Annotated in this window: 23 protein-coding genes; 17 read left to right on the top strand and 6 right to left on the bottom strand. The window is 46.4% G+C overall.

Annotation, left to right across the window (positions count from 1 at the left end; genetic code table 11):
- From glpK to M0R35_05435, 17 genes are all read left to right on the top strand, one after another.
- Nucleotides 1–1,299 (top strand): glycerol kinase GlpK (gene glpK, locus M0R35_05515; protein ID MCK9595120.1); only part of this gene is annotated, 1,299 nt, incomplete at its 5' end.
- Nucleotides 1,296–2,750, top strand: a complete 1,455-nt coding sequence (locus M0R35_05510) for a glycerol-3-phosphate dehydrogenase/oxidase (GenBank protein MCK9595119.1) — start codon at nt 1,296–1,298, stop codon at nt 2,748–2,750. The genes glpK and M0R35_05510, both read left to right, overlap by 4 nt.
- 355 nt (nt 2,751–3,105) lie before the next feature.
- Entirely contained in the window at nt 3,106–3,417 is a 312-nt protein-coding gene (locus M0R35_05505) for a PEP-CTERM sorting domain-containing protein (protein MCK9595118.1), read from the top strand.
- A gap of 118 nt (nt 3,418–3,535) precedes the next feature.
- The gene (locus M0R35_05500; GenBank protein ID MCK9595117.1) at nt 3,536–6,025 is read left to right on the top strand and encodes an autotransporter domain-containing protein; all 2,490 of its coding nucleotides are present in this window, start codon (nt 3,536–3,538) and stop codon (nt 6,023–6,025) included.
- A gap of 111 nt (nt 6,026–6,136) precedes the next feature.
- Nucleotides 6,137–6,571 (top strand): hypothetical protein, encoded by a 435-nt coding sequence (locus M0R35_05495; GenBank protein MCK9595116.1) that lies wholly within the window; start codon nt 6,137–6,139, stop codon nt 6,569–6,571.
- The gene (locus M0R35_05490; protein MCK9595115.1) at nt 6,568–6,897 is read left to right on the top strand and encodes a pyrimidine dimer DNA glycosylase/endonuclease V; all 330 of its coding nucleotides are present in this window, start codon (nt 6,568–6,570) and stop codon (nt 6,895–6,897) included. The genes M0R35_05495 and M0R35_05490 overlap by 4 nt, the downstream gene beginning before the upstream one ends.
- A gap of 374 nt (nt 6,898–7,271) precedes the next feature.
- Nucleotides 7,272–8,363, top strand: coding sequence for an adenine-specific methyltransferase EcoRI family protein (locus M0R35_05485; protein MCK9595114.1), 1,092 nt, complete (start codon nt 7,272–7,274; stop codon nt 8,361–8,363).
- Between the two features lies 1 nt (nt 8,364).
- Nucleotides 8,365–9,456: a DUF262 domain-containing protein gene (locus M0R35_05480; protein ID MCK9595113.1), complete on the top strand. Its 1,092-nt coding sequence runs from the start codon at nt 8,365–8,367 to the stop codon at nt 9,454–9,456.
- 38 nt (nt 9,457–9,494) lie between these two features.
- Nucleotides 9,495–9,815: a cupin domain-containing protein gene (locus tag M0R35_05475; GenBank protein MCK9595112.1), complete on the top strand. Its 321-nt coding sequence runs from the start codon at nt 9,495–9,497 to the stop codon at nt 9,813–9,815.
- 161 nt (nt 9,816–9,976) lie between these two features.
- Nucleotides 9,977–10,513, top strand: coding sequence for a hypothetical protein (locus tag M0R35_05470; protein ID MCK9595111.1), 537 nt, complete (start codon nt 9,977–9,979; stop codon nt 10,511–10,513).
- Between the two features lie 39 nt (nt 10,514–10,552).
- Nucleotides 10,553–11,338, top strand: a complete 786-nt coding sequence (locus M0R35_05465) for an abortive infection family protein (protein MCK9595110.1) — start codon at nt 10,553–10,555, stop codon at nt 11,336–11,338.
- Nucleotides 11,339–11,408: 70 nt separating this feature from the next.
- On the top strand, nt 11,409–12,788 hold the full coding sequence (locus tag M0R35_05460) for an AAA family ATPase (GenBank protein MCK9595109.1): 1,380 nt from the start codon (nt 11,409–11,411) through the stop codon (nt 12,786–12,788).
- Nucleotides 12,785–13,486, top strand: a complete 702-nt coding sequence (locus M0R35_05455) for a DUF4433 domain-containing protein (protein MCK9595108.1) — start codon at nt 12,785–12,787, stop codon at nt 13,484–13,486. Before M0R35_05460 ends, M0R35_05455 begins: the two co-directional genes overlap by 4 nt.
- A 2-nt stretch (nt 13,487–13,488) precedes the next feature.
- A complete protein-coding gene (locus M0R35_05450; GenBank protein ID MCK9595107.1) occupies nt 13,489–15,258 on the top strand; it encodes an ADP-ribosylglycohydrolase family protein in 1,770 nt (589 codons plus the stop codon).
- Nucleotides 15,259–15,488: 230 nt separating this feature from the next.
- On the top strand, nt 15,489–16,037 hold the full coding sequence (gene lexA, locus M0R35_05445; GenBank protein ID MCK9595106.1) for a transcriptional repressor LexA: 549 nt from the start codon (nt 15,489–15,491) through the stop codon (nt 16,035–16,037).
- 60 nt (nt 16,038–16,097) lie between these two features.
- Nucleotides 16,098–16,442: a helix-turn-helix domain-containing protein gene (locus tag M0R35_05440; protein MCK9595105.1), complete on the top strand. Its 345-nt coding sequence runs from the start codon at nt 16,098–16,100 to the stop codon at nt 16,440–16,442.
- A gap of 64 nt (nt 16,443–16,506) precedes the next feature.
- Nucleotides 16,507–16,644 (top strand): hypothetical protein, encoded by a 138-nt coding sequence (locus tag M0R35_05435; GenBank protein ID MCK9595104.1) that lies wholly within the window; start codon nt 16,507–16,509, stop codon nt 16,642–16,644.
- Nucleotides 16,645–16,911: 267 nt separating this feature from the next.
- Here the strand turns inward: M0R35_05435 and M0R35_05430 are convergent, their stop codons facing one another.
- From M0R35_05430 to M0R35_05405, 6 genes are all read right to left on the bottom strand, one after another.
- Nucleotides 16,912–17,718: an inositol monophosphatase gene (locus M0R35_05430; protein ID MCK9595103.1), complete on the bottom strand. Its 807-nt coding sequence runs from the start codon at nt 17,716–17,718 to the stop codon at nt 16,912–16,914.
- A complete protein-coding gene (locus M0R35_05425) occupies nt 17,711–17,995 on the bottom strand; it encodes an STAS domain-containing protein (GenBank protein MCK9595102.1) in 285 nt (94 codons plus the stop codon). The genes M0R35_05430 and M0R35_05425 overlap by 8 nt, the downstream gene beginning before the upstream one ends.
- 63 nt (nt 17,996–18,058) lie before the next feature.
- Nucleotides 18,059–18,349, bottom strand: a complete 291-nt coding sequence (locus M0R35_05420; GenBank protein MCK9595101.1) for a hypothetical protein — start codon at nt 18,347–18,349, stop codon at nt 18,059–18,061.
- The gene (locus M0R35_05415; protein ID MCK9595100.1) at nt 18,346–18,843 is read right to left on the bottom strand and encodes a PilZ domain-containing protein; all 498 of its coding nucleotides are present in this window, start codon (nt 18,841–18,843) and stop codon (nt 18,346–18,348) included. Before M0R35_05415 ends, M0R35_05420 begins: the two co-directional genes overlap by 4 nt.
- A gap of 46 nt (nt 18,844–18,889) precedes the next feature.
- Nucleotides 18,890–21,061 (bottom strand): glycoside hydrolase family 57 protein, encoded by a 2,172-nt coding sequence (locus tag M0R35_05410; GenBank protein MCK9595099.1) that lies wholly within the window; start codon nt 21,059–21,061, stop codon nt 18,890–18,892.
- Nucleotides 21,061–21,716: hypothetical protein (locus M0R35_05405; GenBank protein MCK9595098.1), on the bottom strand; the 656-nt coding region annotated here is incomplete at its 5' end. The genes M0R35_05410 and M0R35_05405, both read right to left, overlap by 1 nt.

The following is a 21,716-nucleotide window of genomic DNA, read 5'->3' as shown; positions in this document are numbered from 1 at the left end:
AAACAGGCGCTCTCCCTTAAGAAGATCAAGCCAGCCGACATCGCAGCGATAGGCATCACGAACCAGCGCGAGACGACCATCCTCTGGGACAGGAAGACGGGCAAACCGGTTTACAACGCCATCGTATGGCAGTGCCGTCGGACCGCGTCCATCTGCGATAACCTCAAAAAGAAAGGTTACTCAGGACTCTTTCGCCGTAAGACAGGCCTTATCATTGACCCATATTTTTCAGGCACCAAGATAAAGTGGCTTTTGAGTAACCTGTCCCTTTTTGACACGTCCCTCTGTTTCGGTACTATAGACACCTGGTTGATCTGGAAGCTGACAGGGGGGAAGGTACATGCCACTGATTATACCAATGCTTCCCGTACGCTGATATTCAACATTAGAGAAAAGAAATGGGACAACAAGCTGCTGAGTATACTTGGTATTCCGAAGGCCATCCTGCCTGAGGTAAAGCCTTCGAGCTCGATATTTGGTGCTACCGCCAAGGGCGCATGCGGCCTTCCTGCGGGCATTCCGATATCGGGAGTGGCAGGGGACCAGCAGGCGGCGCTCTTCGGCCAAGGATGTTTCTCGGCAGGGGAGATGAAAAATACCTACGGTACCGGATGTTTCCTTCTGCTGAATACAGGCAAAAAGTTCCTGCTATCGAATAACGGGTTGCTGACGACGCTTGCCTGCGACGCGCACGGGGCTCCGTGCTATGCGCAGGAAGGCTCCATATTCATCGCGGGCGCGGCCGTGCAATGGCTCAGGGACGGGTTGAAGATAGTCACGACGGCCGCCGAGACCGAGAAATTAGCTAAGAAAGTAAAGGATACGGGCGGAGTGTATTTTGTGCCGGCATTCGTGGGCCTCGGTGCGCCGTATTGGGACTCGCAAGCCCGCGGCACACTGACCGGCATAACCCGCGGCACGAACAGGTCGCACATCATCCGCGCTACTCTTGAGGCGATAGCCTACCAGGTAAAAGATATTGTAGATATCATGGAGAAGGAGACCGGAAACCGCCTTAAGTCACTGCGAGTGGATGGCGGCGCATGCCGCAATGATTCGCTTATGCAGCTCCAATCTAATATCCTCGGCATTAAGATCGTGCGCCCCAGGATAACCGAAACGACCGCGAAAGGCGCGGCAATGCTTGCGGGCCTGGCGGTAGGATTCTGGAAGAGTTCAGCAGAATTCAAGATGACGCTTGCCGCTGATAAGGTATTTTCATCCCGCATGAGCAAACCGGCCCGGGATGCGCTCTATGCCGGCTGGCTTGCCGCGGTCCGGAAGGCAAGAGCGATATGAAGCGCGACATAGCGGGGCTGAAAGCCGGGCAGTTTGACCTTCTCGTCATAGGCGGCGGCATAAACGGTTGCGCGATTGCGCGCGATGCTTCATTGCGCGGCCTGAAGACCGCTCTCATAGAAAAAGACGACTTTGCCTGCGGCGCGAGCGGCAAATCCACCAAGATAATCCACGGCGGCATCCGCTACCTCGAACAATTTAACTTAAACCTTATTTACGAAGCCCTGCATGAACGCGGCACATTGTTAAGGACAACCCCTGATAGGGTATGGCCGCTCGAGTTCATCATCCCTGTGTACAAAGGCGACCCGCGTCCGCTGATAATGATGCGGACGGGCGTATTCATATATGACCTGCTGGCGGGCAGGGCGAATATACATTGCCACCACCCGCTGAATAAGAGCGAACTGACATTATTTGAACCGAGCATCACCCCGAAGGGATTAAGGGGCGGCGTCATGTATTGCGATGCCCAGATGGACGACATCCGCCTGTGCCTCGATAACGCGATATCCGCCTTTCGGGCGGGTTGCTGCGTGGCGAACAAGGTGGAAGCTGAAAATCTGATAAAAAGCGAAAGCCGGGTAAGGGGAGTGGAGGCCAAAGACACTCTTACCGGTGAAAAGTTTGCCATTCACGCGCAATATGTCGTTAATGCCACCGGCGCCTGGTCGAACCGGCTCGTATGGGCCGATGAACCGCATGCCGCCGCGATAACCCGACCCACAAAAGGCATTCACCTGATATACAAGAAACTCCCGATAACCCGCGCGATGCTTTTTTCAGCGCGCAAGGACAAGAGGATATTCTTCGCCATTCCGTGGCGCGATTACACGCTTATTGGCACGACCGATACCGATTTCAACGGCTCTCCGGATGAGGTCTATGCCGAGCGTTCCGATGTGGAATACCTGCTTGATGAGATCCGCAGGGTCTTTCCGGACGAGAAGATTGACAAGAGCGGGGTAATAACCACCTATGCAGGCCTGCGCCCGCTGATGAACACGCAAGGCATCGCTCCCTGGAAGGTCTCGCGCGAACATTTTATAAAGGAATCCGGCTCCGGGCTCATATCGGTGGTCGGAGGAAAATACACGACATACAGGCGCCTTGCCCAGCAGCTTGTCGATCTGGTGCTGCGGAAGTTAGAAGGCAGGACATTTAAGCCGTGCGAAACGGCTGAAAAGGGGCCTTCTCCTGCCCAAAAGGCGGGGGAGGGGGACCTGCGCGCGCGCATAGAGCGAGCCGTAAAGGACGAGATGGCCAATAGCTTGAATGACCTGCTTATCCGCCGCCTCCAGCTCGCTAATAGTCGTTCGCTCGGCCTGTCGGAACTCGAAGAATCGGCCAATGTTATGGCCGGGCTTTTGGGCTGGACCCTGGCCCAAAAGGAATCCGAAATCAGGGCCTATAGTGAAGAGATAAGAAAGAATACGTCATGCCTGTCATAGACAGGAATCCGGAATCCCCCTAAAAAAGCAAATATTTCCTCTTGAAAATCCATCAATAAATGGTATCCTGAGTTGACCTCGAAACGTGTCTAAAAATATGAAAAAATCCACTATATTATTAATCGCTATTTTGTTAATGAGCCCTGCGGCGGCAAGCGCCAATCTGCTGACCAACCCGGGATTTGAGACGGGTAATTTCAGCGGGTGGACTCCCTATGCTTATAGCTCTGAAAATGTATCAAGCGCAAACCCTCACACGGGCCAGTATGAGGCAAGAATATATAACAATGGATGGATAACCCAAACCGTCAATTTAACGCCGAATACCGCCTACAAACTGTCTTCATACCTGTATATGCCGCAAGACGGTGGTGACGCGTCGATCTCCATAACTTTTTATAATTCTACCGGCACGACTTCCTTCCAGCAGGAGCGTTCATGGGTGCGGATCCCCGGCAATCAGCAATACGATAAGATAGAAACGGACTGGTTAACCGCCCCGGATTATACCGCTTATGCCAAGGTGCGCTGCTCGGTCGATTCAGCCGGCAGCTATATCGACTTCGATGACGTCAGCCTCGACGTTATTCCCGAACCGAGCTCACTCCTACTGTTACTCTCCGGCCTGACAGGATTATCCGGTTTGTGCTTTAAGAAAAGGACGTAGATCCCGCCTCGTTTAAAATTGACTGACCCTCCCCAAGGGTGTATCATATCCACGTACTCCAAATTAATTTGTTTTGCGGTTTTCTAACGTTTCGCACAAAATAAAAGGAGACGACGGGATGAAGAAGTTTCTTTCAGCGATTGCGGCCTTATCAATGGTCTGTTTGCTTTCGGCGCCGGCGTTTGCGTCCAACGGCCAGTGGATTTCCGTTACTGGCGGCAACTGGAGTACTCCTGGCAATTGGAATACCGGCCCCGGCCCTGCTCCCGGCACAGCGCAGGACGATACCATTTTCTTGGAAACCACCCCTACCACCACGACAACCGTTACCATTGACGGCGGCGTCATGTCACGTATGGCGGGTGTCCTCAATATCGGTTCCAACGGCGGGGGGTCATACACTCTCCAGGCCAACGGGGGCGGAACGTTGACTTTTTCCAGCCTCGGGGGTACGTCCACACTCAACCAAGTGTCCTGGTCGACCGCGGACAATTTTATTTCCGCGCCTCTTTTACTTGATAACTCACTGGATATAGCAAACGCGTCCGATGCTCTCTTGACGGTTTCCGGCAGCATTACGGCCAACGCGGCGGGCGTGAACACTATTACTAATAAAGGCGCCGGTAACGGCGGAGTTACCCTCAGCGGAATTATTGCCAACGGCGGCGGGGGTACTGTGGCGATAAACCAGGACAGCGATACCAGCGAGCTGACGCTCTCAGGCGCCAACACCTACACAGGCGCCACTACGGTCACAGCCGGAACGCTTAAAGCAGCCGGAGCGGGAACTAATGCATTCGGTACCGGATCCGCGGTGACTGTAGCGTCAAACGCGATACTGGATGTTAATGGCACCCGCGAGACCATAGGTTCACTTGCCGGGGCAGGTACGGTAACCAATAATGCCTTTGGGACAGCCGTGACCTTGACCGTGGGCTCCAATAACACCTCTACGACATTCTCAGGAGTTATCAAGGACGGCGTGAGCGCGTTATTCTTTACCAAGTCCGGCGCCGGCACGCTGACTTTGAGCAATGCCAACACCTATGGAGGAGACACCAATATAAACGCAGGAACAGTGGTTGCCGGCAATGCCAACGCCCTCGGAAACGGATCGGCTGTTACGGTTGCAAACGGCGCCACACTTGATGTCGGCACTACGAATGTTACCGTTAATGCCGTCTATACCCAGCAGGCTGGCTCAAATCTCAATCTGACTATCGCGAGCCCGTCATCTTCAGGCAAAATAACATCCAACGCTGATGCGGTCGTATCCGCGGCGAGCAATGTCAATGTGACGGTCGCGAGCAGTTCCTATATTCCAAATAAGACCACATATACAATAATAGACGGCGCGGCAGGCGCCGGTGTAAACGTTCCGGGCACGATCACATCAAGTGATCCCCGCCTGAAGTTCTCAGCGATAAGCTCAAACGGCGACCTCTTCTTGATCGTAGACCGCTCCGGAACAGGTTTTTCCAGTTTATCAACGAATTCTAATGCGGCTTCCGCCGGCACGGTCCTTGATAATATCACAACCCCGTCAACTGACATGACGACCGTCTTAAATACACTCGAGGGATTGAGCAATTTACAAACGGCCTCAGCCCTTGATAGCGTCACCCCGGTCGTCGACAGCGGCGTTACCAACGTAAGCAATACCTCCATCATTCAGTTCATCGGGACCTCTACCGACAGGTTAGAGGGGCTTTTCGCCCAGGCGCATAACGAAGAGACCGGCGTATCAACCGGAAGCGAAGGACGCAAGGGTTTTGAGGCATGGGGCAGGGGCTTTGGCGAATACGCCCACCAGGACCCGCGCGGCCTAAGTAACGGCTACCACGCCACCATCTGGGGCACCGCCATAGGAGGGGACCTGCCGGTATTTAACGACAGGGTCCGCTTAGGCTTAAGCGGCGGCTATGCGGCATCCGACATCAATTCAAAAGACAACGGCGGCTCAACCGACATAGACAGCTACCAGGGCGCGCTCTACGGCGGCTTCATGGATCCCGAGAAGCCCTACTACATAAACGGCGCCTTCTCGTTCGCCTTCAACAACTACAAGAGCTCAAGGAACATAGCCGTCGGCGCCATAATGAGGACCGCCAATGCAGACTATGATGGCCGGCAGTACTCCGTATTGCTTGACGGAGGATATACCTTTAAGGCCGGCAAGAAACTCCGCATAACCCCGATAGCATCATTACAGTACCTGCGCCTGCACTTAGACGGCTATACCGAGACCAACGCCGGAGCCCTTAACCTCGCCGTCAACAGCCAGAGTTACGACATGCTCCAGTCCGGCCTCGGCATGAAGCTCGACCGTTCCTTCGAGGTCAACTACGGCACGATAATCCCCGAGATACACGCCAAGTGGCTGTATGATTTCATAAATGATAAGCAGGAGACGACCTCGACATTCTCAGGCGGCGGCGGCTCATTCGCAACCAACGGCTTTACCCCCGCCCGCAGCGCCTTAGACATCGGCGGACGCCTTGCCCTGGTCACGAAAGGCAACTGGAGCTTCGATGCCAACTACGACTTCGAATACAAGGAAGACTTCACTTCCCATACGGGATGGGCGGATATAAGGTACCAATTCTAGGATTGTTTCCCCGCATGCAAACCTTAGGGAGACGGATTCTTGAATAAGATCTTTGCTCGTATTAAGAAAGAGTTACTGCAGGTCCTGCCGACGTTTATATTCTTCCTTGTAATGTTCCAAATCATCGTCGTGACAAGGGCGCTGACACTCAAAGCCTACGGCATAACCACCCGTTCCACAGCCATTGCAGTGGTTGGGGCGCTCGTCGTAGCAAAGGCGGTCCGGATAGCCGATAAATTGCCTTTCCTCAATTTATACCCGGGAAAGCCGCTTGTGTGGAACGCTGTTTTGAAGACGGTCGTGTTTAGCATCGTCACATCTTTGTTCCTTTTCATCGAGGAACTGCTCCGCCAGTCGCACGAGTACGGCGGCATAGCTACCGGTTACGGGCATTTAAAAACCGATGTAGTCTGGCCCGCTTTTTGGTCGCAGGAAATATGGATCACAGTCCTGATCCTGTTTTACTGCGCAGTAATTGAACTTGCCCGCGTGATCGGCCCTACCAAGGTAAAAGAAATATTTTTTGGCGGGCTTAATCCGAAATGAGGATCTGGGATATAGCGCCCGGAAAGTTATGCCGCAACCATCTGCTGGGTGAGCACAGGGAACTTCACGCCATCTGGTCTGTCCTGACACGCAAAAAGAAAGGGTATTCCCGCCATCCGGAGACCTTAAGGTGGAAGGGCAGGTTAAAGGCGCTGTATTCAAGGCACAAGAAGCTCATAGCGGAGTTTAAAAGGCGGGGTTACAAGCATTACAGCCCTCTCGATGCGAGGCTGGCGATAGGGAAGGGGAGGCAGACGCGATTCGTTAATTCGGTTAGGGAGCAAGTTAAAATTTTGAGAAGGAAAAGCTGCGGCTGTAAGATTTAATCGGATGGCTAAGGCTGAAATCAGGCAGTGTCTGGCCGGCAGTCCTGATGCACGCAAGCCATAACTTTTACATCCAGTGGTTATTCGACCCGCTTACGACCGAAACAGGCCCAATGTCCAAGTATATGATAGGCGAATCCGGTATCGTTTTAACAGTGATCTTTATCGGATTGGCGTTGGTTTTTTGGAGTCAAAGAGGACGACTTCCTAGCGGAATAAAGTCAAAATAATCATAACCCTTTACAATTATAATGATTGCGGCGGGTTGTTGTTAGGAGTAGAATAAAGTCAGCGGAGTATTTCAAAGCGTTGAGACATTAGAAAAAATTGCCAAAGCACTCGGCGCGCCGAGAACGGAATTATTAAATAAAAATATGGGAACAAAATTTTTAAATAAAAACTTACATAAAGCAAATCTAGCCAAGAAAGATGAGTTTTACACCCAACTCGTTGATATTGAAAAAGAACTAAAGCACTACAAAGAACAATTTCGTGGCAAAGTTGTTTACTGTAATTGCGATGATCCATTCGAGAGTAATTTTTTTAAATATTTCGCTTCCAATTTTAACTCACTGAAACTAAAAAAGCTTATTACTACAAGCTATGTTAAATCGCCGATTGTCGGTGAACAGCTATTACTGTTTGAAGTAGAAGGGCTAAAGCCGTCAGGTAAAGAGCCTTTTAAAATCGAAATAAAAGAAGTGCCGGATGCCGACGGCAATGGCGCGATAAACCTTGACGACGTGGAGTATTTACTAAAGCATGACAAAAACACCGCAACCCCTCTGCGCGGTAACGGTGATTTCCGTAGTGATGAGTGCATCAAACTACTCAAGCAAGCCGATATTGTCGTAACCAATCCACCTTTTTCTTTGTTTCGCGAATATGTCGCTCAGCTTGTGGAATATGATAAAAAGTTTTTGATTATTGGTAACTTGAACTCAATTACTTATAAGGAAGTTTTTAAGTTAGTTAAGAAAAATAAATTGTGGCTCGGTTATAACAATGGTGCAAAAACTTATCTAGTGCCAGATAATTATGAGCAAAATAACATTTTTGTCGGCGAGGATGGGAAAAAATATGCTAAAATGGGCAATACTGGGTGGTATACAAATCTTGATATCAGCAAACGCCAGGAATCGTTGATTCTTTACAAAAAGTATACTCCGGAAGAATACCCAAAGTATGATAACTACAATGCTATTGAGGTATCAAAAGTCGTAGAAATTCCAAAGGATTATTATGGGATAATAGGTGTGCCCGTAACTTTTCTAGATAAATATAATCCTAAGCAATTCGAAATTTTAGGAATTACGGATAGAGATCCAGACAACAATTACCGAACCAAAATGTATACTCGGGAAGATTCACCAAAATATAATGATTTAAACAGACGTGCTGCGATAAGGATAAATAACAACCTTAAACCAGTCTATGCGCGCCTCTTAATTAAAAGTAAAAAATAATATGAAAATTGAACTACACAAAATTCAAATTCGTAAAGTGATAGCGGGCTACAAAGATAGCGCAGAAGAAGGCGTTGTCGCTTATAGCGGTAAGCTTGACATCCGGCCAAAATATCAACGCGAGTTTGTATACAAGGAGAAGCAACGTAATGCCGTGATAGAAACAATCAAAAACAGCTTTCCGCTGAATGTGATGTATTGGATGATTAGAGAAGATGGCGGTTATGAAATGTTGGACGGCCAACAACGCACTATTAGCATAGGGCAATATGTTAGTGGAGATTTTTCGTTGAACGACCGCTTTTTTCATAATCTAACGAAAGAGGAGCAGGATAAAATTTTTGATTATGAACTAATGATTTATTTTTGTGAAGGTACGGACAAGGAGCGGTTGGACTGGTTTAGGGTTATTAACACTTACGGCGAAAAAGTGAATGACCAGGAAATCCGTAACGCAGTTTATACCGGGCCGTGGTTGAGCGACGCTAAACTGAAATTTAGCAAATCAAATTGTGCGGCGTATCTGTTGGCAAATGACGGAGGGCAATTATTAAGCGGGTCACCAATACGGCAAGAGTATTTAGAAACCGCGCTTTCATGGATCAACGACGGTAAGATAGAAGATTATATGGCTAAACATCAGCATGATCAAAATGCTGAAAAATTGTGGCAATATTTTCAAGATGTGATTGCATGGGTGCGAAAGATTTTTACAAATTATCGACGAGAGATGAGTGACGTGAGGTGGGGCGAGCTGTATAACGAGTTCAAAGGCAAGAAATTGAACGCTAACAAAGTTGAGGTCGAGATTAAAGAGTTAATGCAGGATGAAGATGTAACAAAAAAATCTGGAATTTATCCGTATGTTTTAACGCGAAATGAAAAATTCTTAAATATTCGTGCATTTACAGATAAACAAAAAAGAGAAGCATACGAAAGGCAAAAAGGTAAATGCGTAAAATGCAAGAAACACTTTGAGATAGAAGAAATGGAAGCCGATCATATAAAACCCTGGTATGAAGGTGGAAAGACTGTTGCAGGGAACTGCCAAATGTTGTGCAAACAAGATAACCGAACCAAATCTGATAAATAGTGATAAATAGGGGACGTGTCAAAAAGGGACAGGTTATAATGGATAAAATTATCGGCCAAGCGGGTAATCTAAACGATTTGGTAGCTTATCAGGAAGGCTCGGTCGTAAGCAAGGAGATAATAAAAAAGGACATAGGTACGGTGACCCTTTTTGCCTTTGACAAGGGGCAGGGATTGAGCGAACACACCGCGCCGTTCGATGCCCTGGTTTATATCTTTGACGGCGAAGCAGAGATAATGATCTCCGGCGCGCTGCATCGTTTAAAGGCAGGCGAGATTATCGTAATGCCTGCTAATAAACCCCACGCGCTAAAAGCAATAGAGCGTTTCAAAATGATGCTGGTGATGGTTAGGGCTTGAAGAGAAAAACCTTCAAAATAATCATAACCCTCTGCAATTATAAATGTTGCAGAGGGTTTTTGTTAGGAGTAAAATAAAATTCTAGGAGTCTTCATGGTGATAACTCCCCAAATTATAAGATTAAAGAATAATGATTATAAATATAAAATACATTCAAAAATATGTTTTCCCCAGATAAAGTAAAAAAATATATTTTATCAGATAATGATGCTTTAAAAGACGAACTTGTTAAAGCAGGTTTATATATAATGGCTTACGAAACATTCAAGAATAATATTATTGATAGCGTCAGAGTCTTTTATTGGGACGGCGTTAAGGATGGTAAAGAACAATATGCGAATGAATATAAGGTTAGATATAGCGGCAAAAGATGCTTTGAAAAGAGTTGCCAATGGTTCGTTAAAATGAAGGTCCTGAGCAAAGACGATTTAAACTTAATAAAGTTCTTTACAGATTTAAGAAATGATATAGCACATAGGTTTTTGAAAAATATTTGTGACGATAAGTTTGAAAGCATTGCAAAAGAGTATATACAGATAATGATTAATATGAATTATAGAATTGATAACTGGTGGATTAGAGAAATTGAAATGACTACTAATCCAGAATCGATTCCAGAGAACGCAATACTTGAAGGCGCTGCTTCTGTTCCTACATATTTGTTAAGTTATATATATGACAAATATTTCAAGAATTAAATGGTAAAATATACTAATGATAGTTAGACTGGGTTAACGATGATACGACTCTATCAGGGATCAGGATCCGGAGAAGTTTCCTTTGTTGCTGAAGTTGATGATTCTAAATGGATCAAATGTAAGGCTGATGCGATAAAGTTATTACGTGCAAGAAATAAGAGGAAAGCAGCAGATGTTCTTGCAAAGATTCCTTTTGTTCTTAATGAAGGCACGAATGTTTTTGGAGATGAGTTTAGCTATCTTTCGGCTATTTGCGACTTAGATTTATATGTTAAATTAGCAAAAGAAGAAAGGACCTCAAAAGCGCATAAATATGCAGAAATTGCAAATACGATAACAGAAATAGGCCCATATATTCGATTCATTGTAGTTGAATTAAATGTGAATGAAGAAGAGGAAAAGATGGTAGCTAGGCCTCACTTAACTGCTACAGCAGAAATAGTTAAGGAAGCGTTGGCTGATTCCGAGCAATTACTACGAACTCGACCTCTTCCAAGCGCAGTAGATCGGCTTCATACGGCATTTCACGGTTATCTTCTCGAGCAGTGCCGAAAAAATAATATAGCCCATAGTTCCGAAGATTCAATAACAGTTTTATTTAAACAACTTCGCCAATTGCATCCGAGGCTTAAAGGAGAAGCAATAGAGCATGAAGAAATTGACAGAATATGTAAAGCATTAGCTATAATTATTGATTCTTTGAATCCTATTAGGAATCAACATAGTAGAGCTCATCCTAATGAAGATATAATCGGCGACGATGAATCGCTATTAGTGATAAACAGCATACGTTCGCTATTTCATTATTTAAATGCTAAATTGTAATCATTGCGCTTAGCTATTTTTATTCCTGAATTATAGCTAAATTCAAATCGGGAGCGGATTTATTAAAATTATGAATAAGTTGCCTGATCCGGTTGGTAAACAAATAGAGGTACTTTATCTTCCCGCAGAGGGACACGTTGTTGTTCTTGGCACTGCAGGAAGCGGTAAGACTACATTAGCCATCTTGCGAGCGGTTTATCTCGCCAATCCTTCTACTGAACACGGTGGAAGGACATTGCTGGTTACATTCAATAAGGCGTTGGTAACATATTTGAAATATCTATGCGCAAAAGAGCTTCAAAGCGTTAGGATTGAAAACTATCATACTTTTGCTAGAGGATATTTAAATTCACGTGGTAAAATGAGAGCAAATACAATTCTGGATAATCGAGAGCCAATTGTTGCGCAGGCAATTCAAAATGTTAGTCGAAATTATCGGGAAAACTTATTTTTTAACCGATCGGTTCAATTCTTTTCGGAAGAAATCGGATGGATTTCTCGGCACGGTATTGTTAAAGAAGAACAATATGTTGATGCGGAACGTATTGGCCAGTTGAGTCGATTAGACAAAAAGAACCGCCCTGTAATGTTTAAAGTCTATTCAGAATATCTAAAAATAAGAAGTGCCCAAGGGAAAGATTATGACTGGGATGATATAGCTACCCATGTTTTACGAGAATTTATTCAAGATGATTCGGAAAGACTTTATAGACATGTAGTGATCGATGAAGGTCAGGATTTTTCACCTGAAATGTTGCGTAGTCTTGCTGCCGCAATTCCTAAAGATGGTTCCCTCACTTTATTTGGCGACATGGCTCAACAGATTTATGGACAAAGAATGACATGGAAGTCGGCAGGTTTGGCAATTAGTAAGCCTTGGAAATTTATCCAGAATTATCGTAATACGAGGGAGATTGCTCGATTAGGTTTAGCAATTTCAAAGATGCCATATTTTGCTGATATTCCCGACATGGTCGAACCTTCACAACCACAAGCACAGGGAGCTTTACCAACACTAGTCAGGTGTCGAAATAAAAAAGAAGAGATTAGCGTAGTTATGAGTTTAGTAAATGCCGACAGCAAAACGAAAAACGTAGCAATTCTTTTGAAGAATCGAGAGCAAGAAAGTTATTTTAAGTCACAATTACCTGGTACAGCGGTGCGTCTTCACCGAGACATGAAAACTTGGATAACCACTCCGGGGGTTCGTTATGGGACGTACAATTCAGCGAAGGGACTCGAATTTGATAAGGTAATCATTCCATTTTTATCGGAAGACAATTTACCCGATTCTGGTAATGTCGCCACCTATGGCTCAGATGCTTATGATGGTAAACGTTTATATGTGGCAGTTACTCGCGCAAAAAAAGAATTAGCACTAATTTATTCCGGAGAAAAGACACGCCTGTTGCCTCCAGATGCAACGCTTTATAAGGAGGTTTCTGCATGAGTAACGGATTCAATAGCATAAAAAAAGAATGCGGAAAAAAAGGAATATCCCGTCTTTGTCATTTTACGTCGTCTCGTAATTTGGGTTTTATCTTGAAAGGTGAAAAAGGAATATTAGCAACTAGGCACCTTGAAGAAGATGAAAGGGCCTTGTTCATACCAACAGATTTAAAACGTTTAGATGGACATAAAAACCATATTTGTTGTTCAATAGAATACCCGAATCCATGGTTTTTTTCATCAGCTCGCTCGAAGGAGGCTCTTTTCAAGGATTGGGTTGTTTTGCTTATTAAACCAGACTATCTTTGGGAAGAGAAAACGCTGTTTTGCCCTTGCAATGCGGCTGCTAGTTATGGTAATAGGATTAAATCTGGAATAACTGGTTTTCTAGATCTTTTTCAAGCTGAAGTTTCTGGTAGCCAAGGAAAACGGTATACAAGAACTTCTACACATCTTTTGTGTTGTCCAACAGATAATCAGGCGGAAGTATTAGTTCTAGATTGTATTCAATTGTCTGATATTTTTGGCGTAATAGTAAGAGATAGGACTCAGGCGAAGAATGAAATTTTAAGATTGAAGATGTCAAATATAGATCAGATTCCTGATATTTTCGTTTCCTTAAAGATGTTTGATAAATATGGCTTAAGTGAAGCAATTAGTTCCGGTGTAAAACCAACAGAAAAAATATTTCGGAGGTAACTATGAGTGATAAAATGCAGAATGATCTACTAAGGCATAAAGCAGTCGGTGCTATTTTGGGAGCTGCATATGGTGATGCCCTCGGATGGCCAAATGAATTTATCAACAAGAACTTATCTCAAAATAAAGAAGCTGAAATTACTCTTAATTTGACATCCTGGACTCGCCGATCCGGAGAACGGTATTATCCTTTTGAAGAACGGATAAATAAGGGGAGCTACAGTGATGATACGCAACTTATTCTTGCTGTAGCTCGCTCACTTCTTTCTGGTATTAATTGGTTTGGTCAGTGGTCGGAGGTAGAGTTGCCCTTATGGACGCTTTATGCACGAGGCGGTGGAGGAGCAACGAAACGTGCGGCAGATGCCTGTTTAGATGGATACCTGCCTTGGATCAAGCCATCTTCTGATGAATTAAAACGATACTTTAATGCCGGAGGAAATGGTGTCGCTATGCGTGTTCTACCTCATGCAATTTTTCATAAGGATAGTAAATCTTTTGAAGAAGTGGCTGAAAGTATATTCCTTGACGGTATTGTAACTCACGGACATCCTAGGGCATTGTTGGGAGCTCTTGCTTATGGGTATGCACTCTGGCGGGCATTACATGCTCCAATAGATCTTGGTTATGGACAAATTATTCAAGAGATGTTGGATGGGAGGGATATATGGTTAAAGCTACCAACGTTAAATGAAAAATACGCTCAATGGATAGAAATTGCTAATAAGCATAACGAGAATGATTATCTTCGATTATGGAGAGATGTTGGTAATGAATCGATCAGTCTAATTGAACGCTGTAAAGCTGAAATAGATAAAGGCGCGCTTGCTGTAGATGATAAGTTGCTTTCGGATGTGGGTGCTGTAAAATCAAAATTTACTGGGGCTGGTACTGTTTCTATGGCCGTTGCGATTTATTTTGCTTCACGCTACGCAATTGATCCTTTACATGGGATAGTGAAACCGGCGTTTGCTGGAGGCACAGATACCGATACTATTGCTTCCATGACTGGAGGATTATTAGGTTTAATTGCGGGTGATTTATGGCTTTCGAATATACGCAAAGATATCCAGGATGCAGATTATCTGGGATCTGTAGCAGAAGCACTTTTATTAAAAAACGAAAGAAAAGAACAGAATATTTCTCATATTCCCGTTAGACGTAGAACTATTATGGAGCTAAGGGGGTATATTTTTAAAGAAACAGGAGGCAGTAAAATCGCTATGCCCGATAAACGAGTAGGCACAGTGGAAGTGTTACCAGATCAATATAGCAAAAATGACCGTTATCGGGTTCAATTGCGCAAAATTAGTTTCGAGGATGGTCAAAGTATTTTCTTACATAAAATAACAAGGGAAAAATTTTCTTCCTTCAAAGTCCAGGGAAAAGATAAAATTATAGTTAAGAGTATTAATACGAATGTTTTTTTAGGTATCAAAAGCGGCATAAAAATTCCCGTCAAATCTCTTTCTGGTTCAAAGGCATTTTATAGAGATCTCATAGGATTGCATGTTATCCAAAGTTCTCAGGATATAGTGGTTTTTGAAGAGAAAGTCGTCCTTGTGCAATCGAAATATTTATCAAATTTGACGCCTAATATGTCAACTTGTTCGATACTCTATTTTGAAGTAAATGACTTAGAAAAATACTTTACGAAATTGAAGACGGCAAACAAAAAAATTATCACAATGATTACAAAAGACGAAGGGACGGGACACCCCTTTTTCCGCGTTATTGATCCCGATGGTAACATTATAGAAATTTCGCAGTAGATTATAAAAAGAAGTCTTTTCTGGAAAGCAAGTTAACCAAAAATTCTATATATACTATCCTTTTTATCTTGATGAGCCCCGCTTTAGAGCCGTACCATTCCCGGATAAGCTGTATACGGAGAGTCTTTCTGTCGCTCAATATTTTTGCCTTTCCATGGACATCTCTCAACTTATTGTCTCGCGGATCTTAGTAATTGACACCCACACAAATGTGTGGTATATTCCTGCCTATGAAACCCCAAGTGGAATTAACTGCCAAACAAGAGAAGGTCCTGAAATTTATCCGCGAGAGAGTGGGGGAGAACCTGCCTCCAACCATAAGGGAGATAGCAGGGGAGATGGGCTTCGCGTCGACCGGAACAGTAAGGGATTATCTCGAAGCACTTCATAAAAAGGGTTATCTAACCCGGACAGGAGGGAAGTCTAGAGGTATTGCATTAGTCGGCAGTATTGCGGCCGGGGAGCCAAAATTGGCCTATGAAGATATCGAGGGCTATGTCGAGATCCCCCGGGAGAATACCTTTGCCTTGAAAGTCAAAGGCGAAAGTATGATCGAGGCAGGGATCATGGATGGCGACATAGCGGTCATCAGGAAACAGAAGACGGCTGATAACGGCGACATCATCGCCGCGTTGCTGGATAATAACGAAGTTACCTTAAAGAGGTTGAAGCGTGGCGCCGGCAGGTTTTTCCTGGAGGCGGCGAACAGCAAGTATCCTCCGATACATAAAGATTTCAGCATCATAGGAAAGCTCGTAAACATAGTAAGAAAGTATTGAGAAAGATCTTCCATAAAACAACTTGACAGGAAAAAGGACCTGTGATATAGTTCTATCACTATGGAACAATCGAACTATTCAAAGATGTTCAAGGCGCTTTCGAGCGAGCAGCGGCTCAAGATCTTTATGATGATCTATAAGCAGTGCTGCGCCCCGGCGGACCAGCAGGGGGGATCGGAATTTAAGGCAGGAGGGGATAAGTTGTGCTGCGCCGGCGCGACAAAGGTCATAAAGAAGGCCTTTTCGCATGCCTGCGATTGCATGAAGCTGTCGCGGTCAACGATCTCGCATCATTTTAAGGAGCTCCAGAACGCCGGCCTGATAACATGTGAACGCGAAGGCCGGACGTACCGCTGCAAAGTTAACGATCAGGCCGTAAAGGCCATAAGGGATTTCCTGAAGTAATTTTTTTTTGATGAATAAGTTCGATGGCCATCGAATTATATGATCGGGAAAGGAGGTGAAATAAATGAAAGGTTGCTGCTCGGTTAAGAAGACTAAAGAAGGCGTCCAGGTTGAGGTAAAGTCAAAGGACCCGAAGAAAGCTGAATCAGCCTTGAAGGCGCTGGCAAAGGCCTGCAAGAGCTTTTGCGGTTGCTGCAAGTAAGGGGTAATTCAGTAAAGAATGCCCGGAATAGGGCCAACCAGGCGCAAATTCCGGGCATTTCTTATGCCATAACCAACATGAAAACCGCCTCATAAACCAACCAATAGGGACAAATACCCGGTGAAAGGAAATACTTATACACAGCTTGTTCCGTGTGCTCCTGTACTTAACATAAGATATATTATAGGACGTTGCCTGCAAGAGGAAAACAGCCGTCTTTTATCGTTCTGGATGGTTATCAGCATGCCGCGGATTGTGTAATTTTGGTTACTTTTGCCTTCGGGAAAGGATCTTTATCATCTGCTTGTGGATCTTGCCGTTCGTTGCCAGGATCTTATTGGAATTATGGCAGTATTGTTTTCCGGTAAAATCAGTCACCTCTCCCCCGGCTTCTTTTACTATTAGCCAACCCGCTGCGGTGTCCCATGGGAAAAGGTCCAATTCCCAGAATCCTTCAAGCCTTCCGCAGGCCACATAACACAGGTCAAGGCTTGCGCAGCCGGCCCTGCGTAGGGCTTGCGAGGACATTAGAAAATGCCTGAAATGGACAAGATTCTCTTCCATGCTCTTTCCCAGCTTATAGGAAAACCCTGTCATGAGCAGGCTTTTTTTAAGGTATTTCTGGGTGCTCACTTTAATGGATTTTCCGTTAAGGAAGGCGCCCTTGCCTTTTTCCGCGTAAAAAAACTCGTTATGTTCGGGGTTATATACTATCCCAAGGATGGGTTTTCCTGCCTTTTCCAGGGCCACGGATATGGCATAAAAAGGGAAACCATGGGCGAAATTCGTGGTGCCATCGATCGGATCTATCACCCATGCCAGGCCGGGACCATAGTCGATCTTGCCTGATTCCTCGGACAAGACGCCTATTTCCGGGAATGCGCTGCGAAGGGATCCTATCAGGATATCCTCTACCTCGTGATCAACGTTTGTTACGAGGTTTATGGCCCCCTTGTAGGATATTTTCTTGATCTTCCTGCTGTTATCCTTCAGGTATTTTCCGGCCTTGAGGACTATGCGGCAGGCAGGCTGCGCCAGCTTTGAGATCTTATTATTGACCGGGTGGCTAATCAAAGGATTTCAGCGCTTCGCTTTCGGTGGGATATATCTCAAATACCTTGTCAAGGTCGGTTACCCTGAACACCTCCTTGACCTTGTCCCTTAATTCGCAGAGCTTCAGCTTGCCGCCTTTATCCTTGGTGAGTTTCAGCAGGTAGACCATCCCGGCAAGCACCAGGGATGAGATGAAATCGAGGTTCTTGAAATTAAGGATGACATCCTTAGAATCCTTTTCGAGGATCTCGGCAACGGCTATCTGCCCGTTTTTACGGACAGAGAAAAAGCCAGCCATGCCGATTACTTCTTCGGGCCCCTGTGGGCTTTGCCGGACATGCGTTTCTTCCTTCTCTTGTTCCTAAGTCCTTTTGGAACTGCCATTGCTTTTCTCCTTGTTTTCGTTTAGGGGTTTAAGCCCTATCTTGTTAGCGATATCCGCAACTTCATCGATCGACACGTCATCGAGAGATTTGCCGCGCTTCTTCAGTTGCTCGTTGAATTTTACGGCTTTTTCCCTCATTACTTCATGGGTCACCTTTGACCCGCCGTAAAGCCTGTAGTTATCGCCTACCGTTATCCTTTTCCGGCCGTCATCGCAATCGAACCCGAGCCCCATCAGCGCGCTTTTGACCTTCTCCCTGCCGCTCATAAAGACGCGGGCCTGCTTTTTAAATATGAGACCAGCTCGTTCTTGTGTTTCGCGTCCGGTTCCACGAATTCCACTCCGGCTACGAATGTCCTCTTGCCGTTGCCGTCTAACCTTTCGGGCCCGCTACGGTCCTCGCACCAGGCCACGCGCCCTTTCATCTTGACGCTATCTTTCCTGCCGGGAAGCGATATCTCCATATCCACCAGCGAGTTCCTGGGAAGTATTTCGTATAAAAGCATCGCAATGCCAGTTTGGCTGATATTCTTGCTGTTTGTGCGGAGATTAGCAGGTGAGGATCTCAGGACGCTGTATTTTACATCTAATTCCGCGTCAAAACGCTCGGATCTTCTTCTTTCGGGGCCGCCGGAATAATAGCCTTCTACCTTCCCGTGCGGGGCAAATCTGTCTGTTATGTCCCTTTCTTCCCTTGAAGAAAGCACATATATTACAAATAGTACGGCGGCTGCAAGTATCGAGATAAGTATTATAGACATTTTATATAAGTATATACAAAATATGGCGGCATGTCAACACGGACGGTCACACATTCCACTGTTGCGACTCGTAATCGTCCGACGGGAGTGTTATCTGGATCGCGCCGAATTCGGGGCAGTGTTCGATCGCCGCGCCCGACCGGTCTATAGTAGCTATAAGTTTAAGCGTTTCTCCCCTCGCCGCCTCGATGTCATCGAATTTTACCGCTATTTCAAGTATCCTGTCAAATGCCGAGGTGCAGCATTTTTTGACGGCGGACCACGATTCATCATCGGAAAGCCTGGATATGATATATTCAAGGGGCATATTGTTTGACAGCGCCGGCACGGATATCTTCAGGCCCTTATTGATCAGCAATATGCTCAACCCAAGCGCGCCGTTACCGTTGCTCTGTGAAAGGTCGAACCTGAAAAACAGAGTGTCTTTGTTAAATCCGAAATAAAGCTGTTTCAGTATGGTCTCCGACTGGTGCATCGTCCCTCCGCGCTTGCTCACATCCACGAGCCCGGAGTTGACCCATTCGAAGTAGTTGGTGTCCCTGCCGTCTATTACGGGGTTCATGAAGCCCGCCGGTTCCCTGGCTATCCTGGCTTTCTTTGCCCGTATCGGTATTGACAGGTATTCGGGAGGTGTCTTCCCTATGAACGAGTAGACATTGGAAAGGTGCATCCTGAAAAGGCGGTCAAATTCATCATCGTTGGCCGAGGAGTTGTCCTCGCCGTACCACCAGTTCCAGTCGCTGCCTTCCGCAATGAATATCTCCTTCCAGGCATTGCCCAGTGCGGCCTGATCGGGCTGGGTTTTTTCGAAATCCTTAAGCATCTCCCTGGTCTCAAAAAGGTATTCCCATGCCTTGTTCTTTTCCTCATGCCCTATCCATATATTGAAATTCCCGTTGATCCATGAGCCCGGGTGGATCCTTTCAAGCCTTGATTGCGATGGGAACTGCTCGAGATAGCCGGAGACGGTCGTTGTCCTCAGGCCCGGGTCATTCTGGATGCCCCTGTAGAGGCACCTGAGGAAGTCACGCCCGTCGTTCGGATAGAATTCCCAGGCGTTCTCGCCGTCCAGTATTACCGGGACGAGGTACGGAGTTTTGGATCTCGGAAGTTTATCCTTGATGGCATGGAGTTTGCCTATGAAATCGGCTGCGGCGTTTTCCGGCGGCCAGCTCTGGTAAACGAATCCTATCGCGTCGGAAAGCGTCCTATCCCTGAATATCAGCGATAGGCCCTCTTTCTGCGTGTTCGCGGAGTAAGGCCTGTAGAGCGCCTCCGGCGTTCTCTGCCTTTGAAGTGACCGGAAAAGTACCTCCTCGTCGGTAGCCGCCCATTTTAAACCGGCTTCGCTTATGATGCCGACAGCCTGGTCGCTCACGGACCCCTCGGAAGGCCACATTCCGCGCGGCGGCCTCCCGAACCTGTCTTCATAATACCTTACGGCCGATTCGACCTGTTTCTTGGCGTCCTCCGGATGGCGGAAAGTCGTCTTTGGCAGCACGATCTCGGGATAGGAAGTTTTCGCTATATCCGTATCGCATAACAGCGGCAGGATCGGGTGGAAATACGGGGACACCGAGACCTCTATAATGCCCTCATCCTGCAATTTCCTGTAAGCCGGGATAATAGCCCTCATTATCTCCATCTGCTTATCAAGCACAACGGCCTTGTCCTCGTCGGTATAGTACTTCCCCTTTTTCGATAATGCCTTGAGTTCCGCGTCTTTTTCCCTGAAGAAGGGGTCGATCCAGGACAGGTTGAAAAGCACCTGCAGGTCCGTATAGTCCTGCGGCGTAAAGCGTTTTGCCGCAGCCGCGGCCTCATCGCGCGAAAAATGCTTCCCCCTCTTTACGAGCAAGTCGTAATAGCGCGGGAAAGGCTTTATCATCGTGTCCCAGTTAGCCATGAAGAAATTCCGGAGTATGAATAATTTGTCGGCCTCCGTAAGCTCTTTCGCGGGTTTTATCGTGAGCTCGAACGGCAGGTCCTTCCTGGACCCCGGGCTTGAAAGGTCCTCTATCTGCTCCAACAGGGACGGGACCATATTGAAAGTCTGGTGTATGCCCGGATGATCCCGGAGCATCAGCGCCATGTCCAGGTAATCTTTTACGGCATGCAGCCTGACCCATGGCATCGAGATCTCTCCGGTCAGCGGGTTCCTGTAATATGGCTGGTGCATGTGCCAAACAAACGCTATATGCAGCTGGTCTTCGGACATTACCTGATCCTGTTTGAGATGAGCCCGAGCGTCTTCCTGCTTCCGTAAGGCGTGTAAGCGAGCAGGTACCCGTGGTTCTTATTGGAGCTTATGTAGTCCCTATATGCGCTAAGGTCTATTATGCAGAATACCCTTTCCTTTGAGAGCAGGTATTCGTTAAGCTTATCGTTGCCGTCAAGCTCGTTTATATGGCCGCGTCCGCAGTAGTAGATCCAGTATACGGGGTTTATCCTGAATGTGGACAGCCTGCCATCCGGGCCGATGGCCTCCCTTATCTCGGATGAGAGGTACTTCGGCGACTTGAGCCTGTCGATATGGGGCATTACAAATAATGAGACGGAGGCGCTCAGCGCGATGATCGCCGCAACGGAGATCATCAAAGGTTTTAAGGGCTTCCGTTCATGGTCCCAGTAATATGCTATAGCGATGGCGGCAGCAGGATACATCGGCAATATATACAGTATGTTCTTTGATCTCGATGTCGTAAAGAAGATGAATATGGATAAGGCCCAGCATGCGAGGAGCTTGGCGCGGCCGTCAGCCCGGTTCTTTACGAGGAAGAAACAGGCCGCGGGCAATAGGATTATCCACGGCAGAAACCCGCCTGGGAACGCGTAAAAATAGTAATACAGGGGTTCCTTATGGTCGAACGCCT

Source organism: Candidatus Omnitrophota bacterium (assembly GCA_023227985.1).
Taxonomy (GTDB): domain Bacteria; phylum Omnitrophota; class Gorgyraeia; order Gygaellales; family Profunditerraquicolaceae; genus JALOCB01.
The sequence above is the reverse complement of the archived record's forward strand: the minus strand, read 5'-3'. Positions and strand labels throughout refer to the sequence as shown.